Source organism: Lachnospiraceae bacterium, from assembly GCA_025758065.1.
Lineage (GTDB): Bacteria > Bacillota > Clostridia > Lachnospirales > Lachnospiraceae > Enterocloster.
The window spans coordinates 1,015,110-1,035,640 of sequence record CP107199.1; the positions used below are offsets into that span (position 1 = coordinate 1,015,110).

Annotated in this window: 17 protein-coding genes; 2 read left to right on the plus strand and 15 right to left on the minus strand. The window is 44.2% G+C overall.

Annotated features, from left to right (window positions below):
* Window positions 1–196: 196 nt before the first annotated feature.
* From OGM16_04710 to OGM16_04765, 12 genes are all read right to left on the minus strand, one after another.
* Window positions 197–2,137, minus strand: a complete 1,941-nt coding sequence (locus OGM16_04710) for a heavy metal translocating P-type ATPase (protein UYJ47579.1) — start codon at window positions 2,135–2,137, stop codon at window positions 197–199.
* A 22-nt stretch (window positions 2,138–2,159) separates the two neighbouring features.
* On the minus strand, window positions 2,160–2,378 hold the full coding sequence (locus OGM16_04715; protein UYJ47580.1) for a cation transporter: 219 nt from the start codon (window positions 2,376–2,378) through the stop codon (window positions 2,160–2,162).
* A gap of 52 nt (window positions 2,379–2,430) precedes the next feature.
* Complete coding sequence (locus OGM16_04720; protein ID UYJ47581.1) at window positions 2,431–2,790, minus strand: metalloregulator ArsR/SmtB family transcription factor; 360 nt, start codon at window positions 2,788–2,790, stop codon at window positions 2,431–2,433.
* Window positions 2,791–2,998: 208 nt separating this feature from the next.
* Window positions 2,999–4,174 (minus strand): M20 family metallopeptidase, encoded by a 1,176-nt coding sequence (locus OGM16_04725; GenBank protein UYJ47582.1) that lies wholly within the window; start codon window positions 4,172–4,174, stop codon window positions 2,999–3,001.
* 18 nt (window positions 4,175–4,192) lie between these two features.
* The gene (locus OGM16_04730) at window positions 4,193–5,593 is read right to left on the minus strand and encodes a TIGR00366 family protein (protein UYJ47583.1); all 1,401 of its coding nucleotides are present in this window, start codon (window positions 5,591–5,593) and stop codon (window positions 4,193–4,195) included.
* 111 nt (window positions 5,594–5,704) lie between these two features.
* The gene (locus tag OGM16_04735; protein UYJ47584.1) at window positions 5,705–6,673 is read right to left on the minus strand and encodes a LysR family transcriptional regulator; all 969 of its coding nucleotides are present in this window, start codon (window positions 6,671–6,673) and stop codon (window positions 5,705–5,707) included.
* 785 nt (window positions 6,674–7,458) lie between these two features.
* Window positions 7,459–9,255, minus strand: a complete 1,797-nt coding sequence (gene aspS, locus OGM16_04740) for an aspartate--tRNA ligase (protein ID UYJ47585.1) — start codon at window positions 9,253–9,255, stop codon at window positions 7,459–7,461.
* Window positions 9,256–9,310: 55 nt separating this feature from the next.
* Window positions 9,311–10,576, minus strand: coding sequence for a histidine--tRNA ligase (gene hisS / locus OGM16_04745; protein UYJ47586.1), 1,266 nt, complete (start codon window positions 10,574–10,576; stop codon window positions 9,311–9,313).
* 267 nt (window positions 10,577–10,843) lie between these two features.
* Window positions 10,844–12,403, minus strand: coding sequence for a coproporphyrinogen dehydrogenase HemZ (gene hemZ / locus OGM16_04750; protein ID UYJ47587.1), 1,560 nt, complete (start codon window positions 12,401–12,403; stop codon window positions 10,844–10,846).
* A 14-nt stretch (window positions 12,404–12,417) separates the two neighbouring features.
* Entirely contained in the window at window positions 12,418–13,062 is a 645-nt protein-coding gene (locus tag OGM16_04755; protein UYJ47588.1) for an MBL fold metallo-hydrolase, read from the minus strand.
* Between the two features lie 59 nt (window positions 13,063–13,121).
* Window positions 13,122–15,407 (minus strand): bifunctional (p)ppGpp synthetase/guanosine-3',5'-bis(diphosphate) 3'-pyrophosphohydrolase, encoded by a 2,286-nt coding sequence (locus tag OGM16_04760; GenBank protein ID UYJ47589.1) that lies wholly within the window; start codon window positions 15,405–15,407, stop codon window positions 13,122–13,124.
* A 79-nt stretch (window positions 15,408–15,486) separates the two neighbouring features.
* Window positions 15,487–16,011 carry an adenine phosphoribosyltransferase gene (locus tag OGM16_04765; protein ID UYJ47590.1) on the minus strand — a complete coding sequence of 175 codons (525 nt, stop codon included), beginning with the start codon at window positions 16,009–16,011 and terminating at the stop codon, window positions 15,487–15,489.
* Between the two features lie 408 nt (window positions 16,012–16,419).
* Between OGM16_04765 and OGM16_04770 the strand changes: the two genes are divergently transcribed.
* Together OGM16_04770 and OGM16_04775 are read left to right on the plus strand one after the other, a co-directional pair.
* Window positions 16,420–17,142 (plus strand): DUF554 domain-containing protein, encoded by a 723-nt coding sequence (locus tag OGM16_04770; GenBank protein UYJ47591.1) that lies wholly within the window; start codon window positions 16,420–16,422, stop codon window positions 17,140–17,142.
* A gap of 24 nt (window positions 17,143–17,166) precedes the next feature.
* On the plus strand, window positions 17,167–17,916 hold the full coding sequence (locus OGM16_04775; protein ID UYJ47592.1) for a DeoR/GlpR family DNA-binding transcription regulator: 750 nt from the start codon (window positions 17,167–17,169) through the stop codon (window positions 17,914–17,916).
* Between the two features lie 149 nt (window positions 17,917–18,065).
* On the opposite strand, the gene fsa is transcribed toward OGM16_04775, so the two are convergent.
* The 3 genes from fsa to pstB form a co-directional block, all read right to left on the minus strand.
* A complete protein-coding gene (fsa, locus tag OGM16_04780) occupies window positions 18,066–18,719 on the minus strand; it encodes a fructose-6-phosphate aldolase (protein UYJ47593.1) in 654 nt (217 codons plus the stop codon).
* A 310-nt stretch (window positions 18,720–19,029) separates the two neighbouring features.
* The gene (gene phoU / locus OGM16_04785; protein UYJ48392.1) at window positions 19,030–19,632 is read right to left on the minus strand and encodes a phosphate signaling complex protein PhoU; all 603 of its coding nucleotides are present in this window, start codon (window positions 19,630–19,632) and stop codon (window positions 19,030–19,032) included.
* A 135-nt stretch (window positions 19,633–19,767) separates the two neighbouring features.
* Entirely contained in the window at window positions 19,768–20,529 is a 762-nt protein-coding gene (pstB, locus tag OGM16_04790) for a phosphate ABC transporter ATP-binding protein PstB (GenBank protein ID UYJ47594.1), read from the minus strand.
* Window positions 20,530–20,531: the final 2 nt, after the last annotated feature.

The window sequence follows — 20,531 nt, forward strand, 5'->3', positions numbered from 1 at the left end:
CTTGAGTGCAGCTGTCCGAATGCAGCGGACAAAGTCCGATGCAGGCGAACAGGTGCAAATCGAAAGCCAGTGGACAATGATAAGTGAAATGTAAGGCCGTTTCTTTCACGCTTCACAACCTCACAGCTGCCAGTTTCCAGCCTGTCACAACTCAGAAAATCCCACGATCACCAATCTCCCAGATTCTCATGGCACATCACGCTTTCAACGCCCTCATAGCATTCAAAATCGCGATCACCGAAACACCAACATCCGCAAAAACCGCTTCCCACATATTCGCCACACCAAAAGCTCCCATAGCCAGGACCACAAACTTAACCCCCAGTGCAAACACAATATTCTGCATAACGATCCCCATAGTCTTTCTGGAGATTCTTACAATATCCGCGATCTTTCCCGGATCATCATCCATGAGCACCACATCCGCAGCCTCGATTGCCGCATCCGATCCCATACTTCCCATAGCGATTCCCACATCCGCCCTGGAAAGCACCGGTGCATCATTAATGCCATCACCAACAAAAGCCAGTTTTTTACTTTCCGGAAGAAATTTCATCAGCGATTCCACTGCATCTACCTTATCACCAGGAAGCAGCTGGGCATGAACCTCATCCAGACCGATTTCCTTCGCTACTGCCTCCGCTACATTACGTCTGTCGCCAGTCAGCATCACAGTCTTAGAAACACCAGCCCGCTTCAGTCTTTGGATCGCATCTTTCACACCATCCTTGATGCCATCTGCAATGACGATCGAGCCCAGGAATCTGCCATCTTCTGCCACATATACAACTGTACCTATAGAATCGCACTCCGTATAAGAAATTCCTTTCTCATCCATCAGCTTGCCATTGCCTGCTAGTACCATTTTCCCATCGATCTTAACCTTCACGCCATGACCGGAGATTTCCTGGGCATCACTTACTCTGCTCTGATCCAGTTTCTTTCCCCATGCATCCCTGATAGACCGTGAGATCGGATGATCCGAATAGCTTTCAGCCAGTGCAGCCAGTTCCAGTACCTTTCTCTGCTTTTCACTTCTGGGATCTGTGCCATTTTCAGCACTTTCGCCACTTTCATTTTCTCCATTCCCGGCTGTATCTGCTTCCTCATCCACACTGTAGATCCGAGCCACCTTAAATTCACCCTTCGTCAGCGTACCTGTCTTATCAAATACCACTGTATGAAGCTTTGACATGATCTCCAGATAATTGCTTCCCTTCACCAGAACACCCTTTTTAGAAGCAGCACCGATACCAGAGAAGAAACTCATTGGAACAGAGATAACCAGGGCACAAGGACAGGAGATAACCAGGAATGTACACGCTCTTCGTACCCATTCAGCCCATGACTGACCTGCAAATAACGGCGGGATCACTGCCAATACAACTGCACCTATTACTACAGCCGGTGTATAATACCTTGCAAACCGGGTAATAAAATTCTCCACATGGGCTTTCTTGCTGCTGGCATTCTCCACCAACTCCAGGATCTTGGCTACAGTAGAATCATCAAACTCCTTGGTAACTTCCGCCCTCAAAAGCCCATTTCCATTGACACAGCCGCTTACCAGATCGTCCCCTTCCTTCACTGTTCTTGGAACAGACTCACCGGTCAGTGCAGAAGTATCTACCATAGACTCACCAAAAACAACTTTTCCATCCAGTGGGATCTTCTCGCCTGGCTTGATCACGATGATATCGCCAACCTCCACGTCGTCCGGATCCACCTGCTTTAACTGCCCGTCTTCCTCAATATTGGCATATTCCGGACAAATATCCATCAGATCCGTAATAGACTGGCGGGAACGGTTTACTGCATAACTCTGGAACAGCTCGCCCACCTGATAAAACAGCATAACAGCCACTGCCTCAGAATATTCATTCACTCCAAAAGCACCAATGGTCGCTACTGCCATGAGAAAATTCTCATCAAAAATCTGACCATTTTTAATATTCCGCACTGCCTTATAAAGAATATCCCAGCCGATCACAAAATAAGGGATGAGATACAAAAACAGCAGCTTCCAGCCTTCAAACACAGCAGGGATCATTTTCATATGATCTGCTGCCACCAGCGCTGCATACAGCACTGCAGTCACCAGAATACGTGTGAGCATGTTTTTCTGTTTCTTTGTCATGGCTATCTCCTTATACCTCAGATCACATAACAATCTTGCAATCCGGCTCTACTTTCTTACAGATCTCTGCTGCTTCTTTCAAGATCTCATCAAAACGGTCATCATCTGCATCCAAAGTCAGTTTCTGCATCATAAAGCTGACTGTTGCATCATTTACGCCGTCAATTTTTTTAATAGCATCCTCCATCTTTGCAGCACAGTTAGCGCAGTCCAGATCCATCAGTTTAAATTTCTTCTTCATAGTCTTGTTCCTCCTGATATAAAATATTCTTTGTAATAAAACAGCTTTTTCACTACTCCTGGATATGCTCCATTCCCTGACTGATGATCGTCTTTACATGGCCATCTGCAAGGGAATAAAAAACGGATTTTCCGTCCCTGCGGTTTTTTACAAGGCGGTTCTGCTTTAAGATCCGCAGCTGGTGGGAAATAGCAGACTGGGTCATATTAAGCAACTGGGCAATATCACAGACACACAGTTCTGCCTCAAACAGCACATAAAGGATCTTTATCCTGGTAGAATCCCCAAATACTTTAAAAACCTCTGCCAGATCATACAGCTGGTCTTCATCCGGCATATGGTCTGTCACTGCTTTTACCACATCTTCGTGAATCTGACATGCTTCGCAGTGTTCTACATCGTTTAATGCCATAGGCGGTACTCCTTTCCTTTGTATTCACATAAATGTTTCATATGAATAATTGTTCATATGTTTATATTTACATTATAATACAACCCATATAAATGTCAATATGTTTTCTGAAATTTTGACCCTGGTATCATAAAATCCCGGTAAGACATTCTGCTTTTCTTAGCAGCCCGTCTTACCGGGATCACTATGATGTTCTTACTTATTCTTTTTATTTGAACTTTTTCTTGTTTTCTGCAAACTCAGCCTTTACTTCATCCATCAGCTCCGGCTTTGTGATCAGATCCATAGAAGCTCCCGCAATGGACTTGGCGCCATAGAGGATGCAGTCTCTTGCAGCCTGTGTCTTTCCTGCATCTACAAATTCCTGAGAATGGGAAGATGTACCTTCCGGTACGAAAGCTACACGGATACAGGAACCTGGGATCTCATACATAACGTTTCCAAAATCAGTGGAACCGGTCTTTTCTCTCGGTGGTGCCAGTCTTGGAGCACCTGCCAATTTGGCATTTTCCATAAGAAGCTCATTTAACTTAAGAACCGGGATCTTATTGTAGAAATCACTGGTCTGCTCTAATTCATAATCAACACCTGCGATCAGTGCTGCGCCCTTAACAATGTCCTTAAAACGGCTTACAACGCCCTTTAACTCTTCCTTTGAGAAAGAGCGCAGGGAAAACTTACCTACAGACTTTACAGGCACTACATTAGCCGGTCCCGGAAGCTCTGCTACGGTATAATGCATACGCACATCATCCGGCACATGCTCTCTTAAAAATTCAATACCGTTAAATGCTACTAAAAGAGCATCAAAAGCGCTGCGTCCCTGTTCCGGAGCCAGTGCTGCATGGGCACGTTTTCCATGGAAAGTAACCCTAAAGGACTGGTCTGCCAGGCACTTTACATCTGTACAGGTAGTCGGGCTTCCATGCATCATAAACGCTGCATCCAGCTCGTGGAAACAGCCGTTCTTGATCATATCACACTTAGAACCAAGGGTTTCCTCTGCCGGTGTGCCATAAACTACCAGTGTAAATGGCTCTTCTCCTGCACATTCCTTTAAAGCAACTGCTGCGCCTAAACAGGACGGTCCCTGCATATGATGGCCGCATCCATGTCCTAAGCCCTCTAAAGCGTCATACTCGCAAAGGATACCGATCACAGGACCGCCTTCCCCATGTTTCCACTCTGCACGGAAAGAAGTTTCATATCCACCTACACTTCTTTCTACAGAAAAACCATTATCTGTAAGATATTTTGTTAAAAGATCACATGCCTGATATTCTTTGCCTCTGTATTCTGGATGATCAAAGATAAAATCAGCCATTTCCCACAGTTTTTCTTTCTGTGCTTCAATTTTTTCAAATAATTCATTTTTCGTTGTCATAAAATTCCCCTCCGGACATTACATCGGTCCTAAATGGATACCCTGGGCAATTGCTGTCATAATACATGCTGTAACTGCCCAGATCAGGAACAGTTTCCACATAAACTTCAGCCAACGGTCATATGGGATGTTAACAGCACTGATGATACCCATAAGAGCAGTAGAATGAGGCAGAATATAGTTACAGAAACCATCACCGAAATTATATGCCAGAACACTGGTCTGACGGGTAACACCTAACAGGTCAGATACCGGGATCATGATCGGCATGATAGCTGCCGCCTGTCCACTGCCAGATACAATTACAAAGTTGATCAGTGTATTTGCAATATACATTGCAGGAGCCATAAAGAAGCTTGGTGTATGACGCAGGCAGGAAGCCAGTGCGTATACAACAGTATCTACGATCTTTCCTGCGCTCATGATACTTGCGATGGCACTTGCAAGACCGATGATCATAGCAGCTGTCAGCATCTTCTTACAGCCTTCAACAAATAACTTTGACATATTAGAAGGTGTTTCTCCTGCAATAAATCCAACTACAATACCAAGTCCTACGAATACAGCTGCCAGCTCCGGCATATCCCAGCCAAACTTAACAGAACCAACTACCATACCGGCTAAAGCTGCAACCAGAGCGATGATGATCAGGGTTTTTCTTACATCCATGGTTCCGAAAGAGTCAATATCCAGGTCTTTCTGCTCATTCTGGCTGTCCAGGTCATACATTGGGCTTAGCTCTGGATGCTTGCGGATCTTTAAAGCATATCTTACCAGATAAATGTTTGTAATAATAAGGAATACCACGAAGCAGACTGCACGGTACTGGATTCCTGAAAACAGCGGCAGTTCTGCGATCTTCTGGGCAACAACAGTGGTACTTGGGTTTACAGTACCGGTTGCAAAACCAACTGCGCCGCCTAACAGGATGATCGCCGCACCAACAATGGAGTCAAGTCCCATTGCCAGTGTAATCATTACAACTACAGGAGCAAATGCGATGAACTGGTTTACACCCTGAGTGGTACAGATCAACGCAAAGATGGTAGTCATGATCGGGATAAAGATATACAGACGGTTCTGGAATACCTTTGCAACACGGGCTACTGCAGAATGAAGAGCGCCGGATTTGCTGATCAGGTCAAACGCACCGCCTGAGAAGATGATGACTAACATCAGATCCACTCTCTTACACATGGAATTTACAATGTAAAGAGGAATCAGAAGTGGGTTAACTGGACAGCGGTCAATAAAGGAGAACTGGTTCGGGTCTACTACCTTTACTCCGTCTGCGTTTTCCACACGCACATACTGTCCTGCCGGAATGATCCAGGTTAGTAAGGTTGCGAACAAGATGATGACCATCATGATCACAAATGTGTGAGGCATTTTAAATGTCTTTTTGTTTTTTTCTGCCATTTTTAATACTCCTTCCGTATTTTTTTATTATTTTATCACGCTAAAGCATGGAAGTATATTTGATTTTATTTATTCTTTATATAAATTTAATAAATAATGACGATATTGGGATTAAAAGGCATTTTGACATCCATGCTGCCGGATTACCTGTGGAAAAATTTTCTCACATTCTCTTCCATGCGCCATAAGCATATCGATCATACGCTGCATATAGCCGGTCACTGGCATTTCTTTCCTGTATGCCAGCACAAAATCAGTGGCACTGTCAATATTACGCATATAATAATACCGCACATTTTCCTGCTTTTTCATATACATCACATAGCTTTCCCGGTTAAATCCGATCCCCAGTCCTTCTCCTACCATCTGCATGGCAGTTTCTATGCTGCGTATCTCCCGTATTTTTCCCGGCCTTACTCCATTTTTATTTAATATACATTCTGAATCCCTGCGGATGCTCTGATTCTGTTTTGCCAGTATAAGCTTTTCCCCGTTCAGCCAGAAAAGGTCCAGACTTGGAAGGTCTTTTCCTTCTTCCCAGACTGCCTTTTCATTAATGGGATGGTCTTTTGGGACAGCAATAAGAAGATGTTCTTTAAATACCACAAAACTATTCATATAGGGAGGCAGGTCTACGCTATTGCATAAAAGCAGATCTGCTTTAAAATTCTGGATACTTTCTTTTAATTCTTTCATGGTTCCTTCACAAAGGATCACTTCCACTCCCGGAAATTCCTTTTCGTAAGAGGCAATAACAGGGGGCAAAAATCCGGTCGCCCGGCGCAGCTGGACCCCGATGCGGATGCGTCCGCTGTAATTTCCTGTAATATCCTTTAATTTTTCATCCAGTTCATGGCTCAGCTGCAAAATAAGCTTCGCCTTTTCCACATACTGCTCCCCCGCATAGGTAAGGATAAACTGCTTTCCCACCCGTTCAAATAAACGGACTCCCAGGGATTTTTCCAGATTGTTAATGTATATGCTTAATGCAGGCTGGGAAATAAAAAGCTCCTTTGCCGCTGCTGTAATCGTTCCGTTTTCTGCCAGTGCACAGACGTATTCCTGTTCCTTCAGATTCATGATCATGTCTCCTGTGTGCTGAAATTTTTTTATCTTCTGTCATGTATTATACTTAATTATCCGAAAGAATGGCAAGATTTATTGCTTTAAACAGCATAACGATCAAAAGTATTTCTGTCTAGTGTACTGACAAATTAATTTCTAAAGCAATATATTTCCAAGTCTGATCCATTTTTATGAGTCAAACTTTGAATTTAGTTCAATAGGGTCCGAAAGGGCTCACCCATGTATAAACGCATTCACGGCAATTTTGTCCATTTTGCTCCGCCGCCGATTAGGTAGGTCTCCGGCAAACTCGCTCACTGCGTTCGCTCAAACAGTGCCTCCAACCTACCAGCTATGCTCACAAAATGGACAAAATTGCCTACCGAATGCTTATTATACATGGGTGAGCCCTTTCTACTGTATTGGATATGTCACATAAAAAATGCCGTACTTAAATACAATCCCCCACCCACATGAAAACTGCTTATTGGTTTGATCCTACATTTTTTATTGCCAATAACGTAGAAAGCCGCCGGTACACATGACAGAATAAGCATTTGTTTGAAAATCCGTGAGTGGGCGCGCATAGCGTCAGAACGGAGAACCACTGTTTGAGCATGCAAAGCGTGCGAGTTTGGTTCGCAGTTCTGACAATAGGCGGCGCAAGCCCACAAACAAAGGATTTTCTCCCAAATGCGCATCTGTCATGTGTACCGGTGGCTTTCGGACCTTAGTCAACAATACATAGAACAGAAAAAGCCCCCGAAGAATTAACTCTTCAGAGGCTTCTTTGTCATTTCCTATTCTTCCTTTTCTTCTGGAATCACTTCAATTCCCAGATCCCCTAACTGCTTTGGATCTACAGGTGCCGGTGCCTTTGTCATAAGACAGGAAGCATCCTTTACCTTCGGGAATGCGATTACGTCACGGATACTGTCTGCGCCAACCATGAGCATGATCATACGGTCAAAGCCATATGCCAGACCTGCGTGAGGCGGTACTCCGTACTTAAATGCCTTTAACAGGAAACCAAACTGGTCATTTGCTCTTTCTGGTGTAAAGCCAAGGACCTCAAACATCTTGGACTGGATATCTGCCTGATGGATACGCACAGAACCGCCACCCATTTCTACGCCGTTTAATACGATATCGTAAGCCTTTGCACGTACTCTGCCTGGATCGGAATCAATGTACTGAAGGTCTTCATCCATAGGCATAGTAAATGGATGATGCATTGCTACGAAACGTCCTTCTTCTTCGGAATACTCTAATAACGGGAACTCTGTTACCCAGAGGAACTTAAAGTCATCTTTCTTTAACAGGTCTAACTGTCTTGCCAGCTCCAGACGCAGGTTGCCAAGTACGTCAAATACTACTTTGTCCTTGTCAGCTGCAAAGAGTAATAAGTCACCTGGCTTACCGTCCATAGCTGCAACCAGTGCTGCCATTTCTTCATCCTTCATGAATTTAGCGAAGGAAGACTTGTAGGTGCCGTCTTCATTAATTGCAATATAAGCAAGACCCTTTGCACCAAAGCCCTTTGCGTATTCTACTAAGGCATCGATCTTCTTTCTTGGCATATGTCCCTGTCCTTCTGCATTAATACCACGGACAGAACCACCATTCTCTAAAGCGCCCTTAAATACAACAAATTCACAGTCCTTAACAACCTCAGAAACGTTCTTTAATTCCATTCCGAAACGAAGATCTGGTTTGTCAGAACCAAAACGGTCCATAGCTTCTCTCCAGGTCATACGCTGGATGGGCAGCTGAAGATCATAGTTGCAGATCTCCTTAAACAGCTTCTTTAACAGACGCTCATTTACGTCTAAAACGTCATCAACATCTACGAAAGAAAGCTCCATATCGATCTGGGTAAACTCAGGCTGACGGTCTGCGCGAAGATCCTCATCACGGTAGCAGCGTGCTAACTGGAAGTAACGGTCATAACCGGAAACCATCAGTAACTGCTTAAACAGCTGTGGAGACTGTGGAAGTGCGTAGAAAGAGCCTGGATGTACACGGCTTGGTACCAGGTAGTCTCTTGCACCCTCTGGTGTACTCTTGATGAGAGTTGGGGTTTCAATCTCTAAAAATCCTTCTTCTGCTAAAAATGCACGGGTCAGAGTAGCAACACGGCTGCGCAGGATCAGATTTCTCTGGATATCAGGACGGCGAAGATCCAGGAAACGGTATTCCAGACGTAAATCTTCTTTTGTCTTGCTCTTTTCTTCAATTGGGAAAGGAGGTGTCTCAGACTCTGCCAGGATACGTAAAGACTCTGCTCTTACTTCGATGGCACCTGTAGCCAGATTTTCATTTACAGCGCCGGAACGTGCTTCTATACGGCCTTCTACTGCAATAACAAATTCACTTCTTAATTTCTCAGCTTTCTCAAAGTTTTCAGTTCCACAGTCATTTTCCTCGAAAATGATCTGAAGGATACCAGAACGGTCTCTTAAGTCAACGAAAATAATTCCGCCTTTGTTTCTGCTCTTCTGGACCCAGCCCATGACGGTTACTTTCTCGCCGATCTGGGCAGACGTTAATTCTGTACATCTGTGGGACCGCTTCAGTCCTACCATTGATTCTGCCATGATTTTTCTCCTTCTATAACTATTACTTCATAAGCTTTCTGTTTAATAAGTATGATTAATGTTTCAGGCTTTCTTTATAAAATTCCTTAAACTCCTGATAGCCTTCTTTTCCAAGCTGTTCCTTCTGGAACTTCTTGTTTTTGTTCATCTGGGCTACCAGAACCTGAACGCCATTCTTTCTCTCTTCCATTGCTTCACGGATCACTGCAGCTAAAGAAGCAGAGTCAATTCCCTTTTCAAAGAGGAATGCCTTCTTCTGTCCAGCCCCTGGAACAGTAAAGCCATTGTCTAAGAGGATGGTAACGATACGTTCAAAACCAATGGAGAATCCACATGCAGGTGTCTCCATACCGGTAAACTTGCCGATCATCTTGTCATATCTTCCGCCGCCTGCTACAGAACCGCCGAATCCCTCCATGGAAACCTCGAAAATGGTTCCTGTGTAGTAGGACATTCCACGTACCAGAGTCGGGTCAAATTCCAGACCAAAATCAGCCTCTGCTACATCTTTTACAGTCTCCATAATGTGTACCAGTCCCTGGCATACAGCCGGATCTATAACATCCTTTAAGGTCTCACCTAATTTCTTAACACCATCTGCATCTCTGGTAACGGTACGAAGGATCTCCATATAGCGGCTTACACTTTCAGGAGCATTTCCATTTTCCAGAAGTTCTTTCTCAACACCCTCAAAACCGATCTTGTCCATTTTATCCAGTGTGATCAGAACACTGTCCATAGCCTCTTCTGCAAAACCGCAGTAACGTGCCATGCCAAAGAGGATACCTCTGTCGTTGATTCTTACAGTAAATGCATTGTCCGGGCAGATCTTGCTTAATGCAGTGGTGGTAGCTAAGATCAGTTCGATCTCTGCCAGACTGGTAGGATCGCCTAAAATATCAATATCGCACTGGGTAAACTGGCGGAAACGGCCCTTCTGAGGACGGTCTGCTCTCCATACGCTTCCCATCTGTAATGCCTTAAAAGGACTTGGAAGGTTTGCTGCGTTATTTGCGTAATAACGGGACAACGGCAATGTCAGGTCATAACGCAGACCGCTGTCTGCCAGATCATTTTCTTCCTTTGCAGTCTCTAAATTCAGCTTGTCACCTCTCTTTAAGATCTTAAAGATCAGCTTCTCATTGTCACCGCCCTGCTTGCTGGTCAGGTTTTCAATATGCTCTACACAAGGAGTCTCGATCTGAGAAAAGCCGAAGCCCTTGTAGGTCTCGCGGATCTGGTTCATAACATATTCGCGGATCTGCATCTCTGCAGGAGTGATATCTTTCATGCCGGTAACCGGCTTCTTTGTTAATGCCATATTTTTCTCCCTAATCTTTTAAGTACATTTTAATTCTACTAGTACATCATTTCGTAAATAACTGTACTAATCACATAGGATGCGGATTTGAGTATGCAGGTCTAAAAATGCAGGCGTAGCAGGCTACGCTGAAGCTTTTAGAACTGTGCGATCAGATTCCCAGACAAGTGAGTGGTATAGTTATTTTGAAAACGATATACTAGTACTTTCTATATACTATACTATTCCTTTTTTATTGTAATGAACTTTCCTGATTTTGCAAGCATTTTAGTAAAGAATCTTCTCTTTCCGCCCGATCATCTCATCGATCCGGCTGATATACTGTTCTACTTCCTTTACATTCTCGCAGCGCTCTCTGCGGTTTTCAGACGGGAACACCACTTTTGTGGTAGTTCCGGCGCCGCAGGCGACGATTGTTGCTAACTCCTCCATGATCAAAATATTGTACAGACATGCCTTTCCCGGAAGGGAATAACCTACGTTTTCAAAGTTGCCTGCCATGTTTTTCTGGCGGTAGAGATAGTACGGTTCCATGCCCATTCTGCGGGCACAGGCTTCACTTAAGGCGATCATTTCCGGTGTGTTGCTGATCTTTAAGTCTGCATATTCTTCTTTAAACATATTAAGTCTTGCAGCACGTTTGATCGCAAGAGAATGAACGGTAAGTGAATCCGGCTTTAAGGCTTCGATCTCTTCTAAAGTATGTTTTACATCATCCAGATCTTCTCCTGGAAGTCCCATGATCAGGTCCATGTTGATGTTGTCAAATCCCAGCGCTCTTGCCATATGGAATTTTTCTTTTACATTTTCCACTGTATGACGGCGTCCGATCAGGTCTAAGGTCTTCTGGTTCATGGTCTGGGGATTAATGGAGATACGGCTGATGCCATGGGAAGCTAAAACCTTTAACTTTTCTTCTGTAATGCTGTCCGGACGGCCTGCTTCTACAGTAAATTCCAGAACATTTTTTGTATCAAACAGCTGCTCTAATTTGCATAAAATAGCATCAATGTCCTCTGCCGGCAGTGAAGTAGGTGTACCGCCGCCAAAATAAATGGTGTCAAGAGGTCTTTCCTTCATCTTTTCCGCTGTATATTCCAGTTCTTTAAATAAAGCTTCCAGATACAGTCCCGTACGGCCTTTCCACTTGCTGATAGGATAAGAGGTAAAGGAACAATACAGGCAGGTAGTAGGGCAGAACGGGATACCTACATACAGACTGTAGCCACTATCATAATTAATCGGTTCCATCAGGTGCTTTTCTCTTGCTGCGATCTCAACACTCAGATTGATCTTTTCATCGCTGGTCATATAAGTTTCCTTCATGAACCTGCGGATATCGTCTTCTTTCCAGCCATCTTCCAGACGGCTCAACGCGATCTTGGTAGGACGGATCCCCGTAAGAGATCCCCATGGAAGTTCATGGCCGGTGCGTCCTACAAGCATCTGGTAGAATAATTTTTTTATCACATTTTTGGTAGCGGAGTGGTCTGATAAGTCTGCTTTTCCTGCAAAATGGGCGGTCAGTGTCCAGCCTTCCAGTCCTTCTGGGGCGAACATGTTTGAATCCGCCTGCTTTTCAACAGCTACTGCGCTATCTTTTGCTTCAACACCAGCTGCATTAACAGCTGCGCCAGCGCTTTCTTCCCCCTTTTCCAGTTTTTCCCAGATCCCAATGACAGCTTCCCCATCTTTTAATCTGGTCTGCACATAAAAATCAATGTTCTCTTTTACTTCATGGGCATAAGTCTCACCCGGATAAAAAGACATCAGAAGTTCTCTGATGTCCTGTTCATACGCATTATCCTGTATTAATAATCCGATCATTTTTTTCCTGCTTTCTATCTGTAATACGGAATAGGATTGTGTTCTTTTTCATAACCAATGGTAGTTGGATCACCATGTCCCGGATAAACCATGGTATCTTCCGGAAGCACAAATAATTTGTTTAAAAGTGAATCTGTTATATCACTGCTGCTTCCTGTTGCCAGGTCTGTACGGCCGTAAGACTCATAAAACAGCGTATCGCCGGAAAGAAGGACTCCCTCCTGGGGAATATAATAGCTGACAGAACCAGATGTGTGTCCGGGAGTAGCAATCACCTTCCATTTATATCCTAAAAGTTCTAATTCGTCCCCATCACGGACCAGTACATCTGCATGGAAACTGGTCTGTTTTCCCGGCAGATGACAGGACAGGTTCAAAGACGTATCTGCCAGCATGGCATCTTCTGTTTCAGAAGCATAGACAGGAAGGTGGAACGCCCGTTTTACCTCAGGCACTCCGATAATATGGTCAAAATGCCCATGTGTCAAAAGCACTGCCACCGGTGTTACCCCCAGTTCGCTGCATTTATTTAAAATATAGGCTCCGTTATCTGCCGGATCTACCACTACGCCTTCTTTTGTATCGTTATTGTAGACCAGATAACAGTTTGTGCTTACCATTCCAAGCACCATAGTCTTTATCCTGAAGTTATTGCTCATAATTCTCCTTTTATTATACAAACCGTCTGCTGTCGCAAACAGTTACAGGCACAAATTTATCAACCGGTGGTTCTCTGGATATCCAGAACACCGTCGATCTGGCGGATCTTATCTGTAATACGGTTCAGTTCCTCTGTTCCATGGATATCAAAAGTCATAATGATCGTCGCACGGCCCTGCTTGCTGGTGCGCACGTTCATGGAAGTGATATCGATCTGCTTTTCTGTAAATACCTTGGAAATATCTGCAAAAAGACCGATCCGGTTGTTTGCAAAAATCTGGATCTCTGTGGAATACTGCTCTGTGCTGGAAGAATTTTCCTCTACCTGCCATTCTGCATCGATCAGTCTTCCTCTTTCATCTTCCGGCAAGTTGATCACATTGATACAATCTGTACGATGAATGGAAACACCTCTTCCTCTGGTAACAAAACCAACGATTTCATCACCAGGTACCGGATTACAGCATCTGGAGAAACGCACTGCCAGATCATGAAGTCCTTTGACCACGATCCCACTCTTATTTTTACGGACTGTAGCTTCACCGCTTCTTCCGTCAGTATCAGCAATGCCGTCTAAAACCTCTGTATCCGTGATCTCCCGTTTTAGCTTCTTCTCCCGTTCTTCTAACATCTTGTTGATGACCTGGCCTTCTTTCAGGCCGCCATGTCCAATAGATGCCAAAACAGAATCCCAATCCTTAAAGGCATAACGTTTCATTACCTTTTCCATAAATTCCGGTTTGGAAAGTTCCGACAGATTAATGCCTTTTGCTTTACAATAACGGTCAATGGCGTCACGGCCGCGGATGATATTGTCCTCTTTCATCTGGGTCTTGAACCACTGATTGATCTTATTTTTAGCCTGTGTGCTGTGTACCACTTTCAGCCAGTCTCGGCTTGGCCCCTTGGAATTCTGGGAGGTGATGATCTCAATACGGTCGCCATTCTGGATCTGATATTCAATAGGAACCAGTTTTCCGTTGACTCTTGCTCCAACCATCTTATTTCCCACTGCACTGTGTATGGAATAAGCAAAATCAATAGGTGTGGAGCCGCTTGGAAGAGTTTTTACATCACCAGATGGGGTGAAGCAGTAAACGCTGTCAGAGAACAGATCAAGATCGCCCTTTACCATGCTTAAAAACTCTTTGGAATCATCTGTATCACGCTGCCATTCCAGGATCTGGCGCAGCCAGCTTAATTTTTCTTCTTCTTTTCCTGCGGCAACCTGTCCGCTTCCGCTCTCTTTGTATTTCCAGTGAGCAGCAATACCATACTCAGCGGTGCGGTGCATCTCATAAGTACGGATCTGGATCTCAAATGGCTGTCCGGTGCTGCCGATCAGAGTTGTATGCAGGGACTGGTACATGTTCTGCTTCGGCATAGCGATATAGTCTTTAAAACGACCTGGGATCGGCTTGTACATTTCATGGATCACGCCAAGTGCCGCATAACAGTCCTTTACCGTATCTACCATAATACGAACAGCAAAAAGATCATAGATCTGGTCCAGAGTCTTGTTCTGCTTTAACATTTTCTTATAAATACTGAAAAAATGCTTTACTCTGCCGCCTACAGTAGCTTCAATACCTGCTTCGTCTAAATGTGCCTTTACTTCATCTACAATAGACTGGACAAAAGCTTCCCTGGCATCTTTACGCAGATCTACCTTTTCTACCAGGTCATAGTAGACTTCCGGCTTTAAAAATTTAAGTGATAAGTCATCTAATTCGATCTTGATCTTGGAAATACCCAGACGGTCTGCAATAGGAGCATAAATCTCCATGGTCTCTCTTGCTTTTTCCTTCTGCTTTTCCGGCTTCCAGTACTGACCGGTACGCATATTGTGAAGACGGTCTGCCAGCTTAACGATGATGACCCGGATATCCTTTGCCATAGCAAGGAACATCTTTCGCAGGTTCTCTGCCTGGATCTCCACTTTATCCTTATCCCAGTTTAACTGGGTCAGCTTTGTAACGCCGTCTACCAGAAAAGAAACCTCTGGTCCAAACTCTTTAGTCAGCTCATCCAGTGTCATGACCGTATCTTCTACTACGTCATGTAAAAGTCCTGCTGCAATGGTCTCCTTGTCCATCTCCAGATCAGCCAGAATAATAGCCACACATAAAGGATGGATGATATAAGGCTCTCCGGACTTTCTCTTCTGATCCTTATGGGCTTGTGCTGCGATCTTATATGCCTTTTCGATCATGGAAATATCATCGGAAGGATGATATTTATGGATTGTCTTTACCAGATCCTGGTACAATACTTCCGGACTGGTAAAGTCCGCCGGAGCCTCAAGCTCTATATCCAGTTTTTCTTTTGTTCCCTCTTTTCCCATATATGTGGCCACCTTTTTACGAATAATTAGTTATCATTATAATTTTTTTTAAATAAAAAAGCAAGGTGCAGCGCACCAATTACTTTCCGTCATAAATAATGGCAGAATCTACATCATACCCTTTTAAAAGCGCTCTTCCCTTAAGGCCTGCTAATTCCATTACAAAGCAGATCTTTACTACTTTGCCGCCAAGGCCTTCGATCAGCTTAATGATCGCTTCTGTAGTACCGCCGGTAGCGATCAGGTCATCGATAATAACCACCTTCTGTCCCGGAGTAATAGAATCCTTGTGCATCTCGATCTCTGCGGTGCCGTATTCCAGGGCATATTTTACTGAAACAGTCTCACATGGCAGTTTGCCCTTTTTACGGACCGGTACAAAACCCTTGTGCTCTGCATAGGCAACCGGCACACCAAAAATAAATCCTCTGGATTCAGGGCCTACTACTACATCATAATCTACATCCTTTAACATGTTGCGGATGCTGTCCACTGCCAGGTGCAGGCCGTCTGCATCCTGAAGGATGGTGGTTACATCCCTGAAAATAATGCCAGGTTCCGGGAAATCCGGGATGCTTCTTACATATTCTTCCAGCTTTTTCATGTTTATATCCTCGCTTCTTTAAATTATTTACTATGAAAGTGTTGCCAAGCGGCTATGGGGACTGCGTGCTTGCACGCAAGGAACCATAGACATTTGGCAACCAAGCCGGTATGAGTAAGCAGGGCGACAGCCCGGATTACGAATACTGGCGGCAGTTGTGGGAGTGCCAGCGGCACGTAACAACTGACTTTCATCTATGGTGCGCAATCACTATTATTATACTTGCTCTGACGGACACTGTAAACCCCAGGCATCTTCCCAAACCGCCATTTTTCCTGTATTTTCTGCCAGTCCGACCGCTGTATAGACTCCTCTTTTCCCTTAAATCTTTATTCCCATCTCCCCGAAAATATGGTAATATGTCCTTGTTATTTTCAAAACACATTGAGATATTGTGAGGTTTTACATATGACTGGCTTAGGTACACTTGTAAATATGGCTGCCATACTTATAGGAAGCGGCCTGGGACTTTTATTAAAAAATGGTATTCCAAAGCGGCTGCAGACTACTATTTCCAGCGCAGTTGGCCTTTGTTTGATCTTTGTAGGCATTACAGGGGCTATCAAGGGTCTGATGAATGTATCGGGAACTACCTTTGAGACCAAGGACACATTAGTCGTAGTCATCTGCATGGCCGTAGGCGCAGCCATCGGAGAGTGGCTGGATCTGGAACAGAAAATGGAAAATCTGGGAGACTGGGTCAAATCCAAACTTCCAAGGGGCGCTTCCACTTCCAACTTTACAGAAGCCTTTGTAAGCACCTCCCTTGTTTTCTGCATCGGTGCCATGGCGATCGTTGGTTCTATTGAAGACAGTTTAAACCATGATTACACCATACTCTTTACAAAAGCCGTTATGGACGGTGTGCTTTCCGTTGTTTTTGCCGCATCCATGGGTATTGGAGTGGCATTTTCCATGTTTCCCATTGGTATTTACCAGGGAGGCATCACTCTTCTTGCGGGCCTGGTAAAGCCATATCTTACCGACCTGATGATCGGACGCCTTTCCTGTATCGGTTCTATCCTTATTTTTGCCCTTGGTTTAAATCTGACCATTGGAACAAAGATCAAGATCACAAATCTGCTTCCTGCTGTATTCCTGCCGGTTATCGTATGCCTGTTGGGTTTTTAAAGTAGGTTATGAAAGGACGTTATCATGTTAAAAGAAGAACGACAGAACTGGATCTTAAATAAGCTTCATACCTCCGGAAAGGTAGTAGTAAGCCATCTGGCAGGAGAATTAAAGGTTTCTGAAGATACTATACGCCGTGACCTTTTAGACCTGGATCAGAAAGGACAGTTAAAACGTGTATTCGGTGGTGCCATTCCTTTAGAAAAGCCGGTCATTAACTTCTTTGACCGGGAAACGGCAGATGTTGCCTTAAAGCAGCAGCTTTCCATAAGGGCGCTGGAATTTCTGGAGTCTGACCAGTTAGTTGCCATTGATGGCAGCAGCACCAATCTCCAGTTTGCCAAAAATATACCTGACAATTTAAAGCTTACAGTCCTTACCAACAGCTACAGCATCGCCCATGTATGTTCCCTGAAGGAGCAGATACGGGTCATTATCTTAGGCGGCAATCTATTAAAAGATTCCATGACCACAGTAGGGGAGGTTGCCGCCGCCCAGGCTGCCGGATACCACCCGGACCTGTGCTTTATGGGAGTCTATGCTATTCATCCGGAATACGGCATGACCATTCCCTATCCAGAAGAGGTCAGCATCAAACGCCAGCTGATCCGCTCCTCCAGCCGTGTTATTGCACTGGTAAACCCGGCTAAGCTGAACACCGTTTCCCGGTATCAGGTGTGCGGGATCGAGGATTTTACAACACTGATCACAGATGGACATGTGCCGCAGGAGATGGCATCCCGGTATAAAAACAGGGGACTGGATTTTCTGTAGACCGGATCTTCTATAAAAATAGTTTAAGCCGCCCGTGTTGGGCGGCTCTTTTCTTACTCACTCTTTCCAAGTAAAAAACTGCATCTAGATGGTCATTCAATCTGCAAATGTTGATCGTACACATACCGGCACAGCTTTTTCCTCTATACTTATTCCCCAAATACAGCCTTATAATCAGCCTGGAACTTGGCAATTCCCTGGTCAGTTAAAGGATGCTTGGTCATCTGCTCTAATACCTTATATGGAACAGTTGCAATATCAGCACCAGCCTTTGCGCAGTCGATCACATGGATTGGATTACGAACGCTTGCTGCGATGATCTCAGTTTCGATGTTGTGCATCTGGAAGATTTCAGTGATGTCATAGATCAGATCAATACCTGGCATGGAAATATCATCCAGACGTCCTAAGAACGGGGATACATATGTAGCACCTGCTCTTGCAGCTAACAGAGCCTGAGCTGCGGAGAAGATCAGCGTTACATTAGTCTTAACGCCTTCTGCGTGAAGAACCTTTACTGCCTTTAAGCCTTCAACAGTCATAGGGATCTTAACAACCATGTTTGGATGGATCTTAGCGATCTCACGTCCTTCTGCGATCATTCCTTCTGCAGTTACAGTAGTTGCCTTAACTTCACCACTGATAGGTCCGTCAACAATGGATGCGATCTCTTTGATCACTTCGTTAAAGTCACGGCCTTCTTTTGCGATCAGAGATGGATTTGTGGTAACACCACAGATAATTCCCATATCATTTGCCTTGCGGATATCATCTACATTTGCTGTGTCGATAAAAAACTTCATGAAATAATCCTCCTCTTAAATTTCCCCTGGAAACAGCTTCTCATTCTGCTTCCCACTGAATTTTTATACTTGTATTATAGCGCATGGCCTACACATGTCAAGCAAATATCCGCATCAGTTTGCCATATTTTCCCGCTACACACGCATAATAACGCATTTAAGTTTTATATGTCACGCAAAAACATGCAAAACAAAGAGCCCGACATGCGGACTCTTTCGGATTTATATCTTCGATTTTTCATATTTGCCTGTTCTTTCCAGACAGCTGCATTTACATTTATACTTTTTACACCTATACTTATAAGTTATTTTACATAATACGCACATTTTTCAGTGCACCGGTCTTGCAAAACTGGGTCCATTCGCATACATTTACTGCATGATCCCCAATACGCTCTAAATACTTGGCGATCATCAGCAGGTCGATCCCCTGATCTGCATGAGAAGGAGAAGACTTTAATAATTCCACCACATCAGTTTTTACCTGATTGAACAATGCATCTACCTCATCATCTCTGCGGATGATCTCCTCTGCCTCTTCCACATCCTGCTTAATAAATGCTTCTACCGCGTCATGGACCATTTTCTGGGCTGAAGCTGCCATAGCTGGAAGATGCTGTACAATGTGATAGGCATGGTCACTTTTTATCCTTAAGATCAGCTCTGCAATATCTGACGCATGATCTCCAATACGCTCCAGATCCGTTACAACCTTAAGGGCTGTAGATATCTGGCGCAGGTCCTTTGCTACCGGCTGCTGGCGAAGGATCAGGGACAGACAGCGGGACTCAATGGCACGTTCCATGTCATTTACATTCCGGTCTCCTTTAATAACGTCCTCTGCCATGGTATAATTCTGGTCTTCAAATGCCACGAAAGTCTGTTCAATGGCTTTTTCCACCATCATGGCCATATCCCGCAGGCATTTATTCAATTCCTCTAATTCATGTTCATAAGTAATGCGCATCCCGGCATTCCCCTTCCTGTTGTTTTTCCAACATTTTTACAACTTTACATTTTCACGATCCACACCGGATCATATACTATATCAACCAAAACGTCCTGTGATATAATCTTCCGTTCTCTTATCCTTTGGCATGGTAAACAGTTCGTCTGTTGTAGCATACTCTACTACCTCGCCTACCAGGAAAAATGCTGTATAATCTGCAATACGGGTTGCCTGCTGCATGTTGTGGGTAACAATGGCAACTGTATATTTGCTCTTCAGATCATCCATCAGATCCTCGATCTTTAAGGTAGAAATAGGATCCAACGCAGATGTAGGTTCATCCATTAACAGAACTTCCGGCTCTACTGCCAGTGCTCTTGCAATGCACAGACGCTGCTGCTGTCCACCGGAAAGTCCCAGTGCAGACTTCTTTAAACGGTCAGAAACCTCATCCCATAAAGCTGCGCCCTTTAAGCTGCGCTCTACAATCTCATCTAACTGTGCTTTATTCTTGATGCCGTGGATCCTTGGCCCGTAAGCTACATTGTCATAAATGCTCATTGGAAATGGGTTGGGCTGCTGGAATACCATTCCCACCTTTTTCCTAAGAAGAGTAGTATCTACCTGGGGATCATAAATGTCCTCTCCGTCAAGAAGCACGGTTCCGTCGATCTTTACATTAGAAACCAGGTCATTCATACGGTTTAATGTCTTCAAATAGGTAGATTTTCCACATCCGGATGGTCCTATAAATGCGGTGATCTTATTTTCATAAAGATCCAGATTGATATTCTTCAATGCATGATTTTCTCCATAATACAGATTCAGGTCCTGTGTGGAGATCTTTACTTTATTTTCCATTC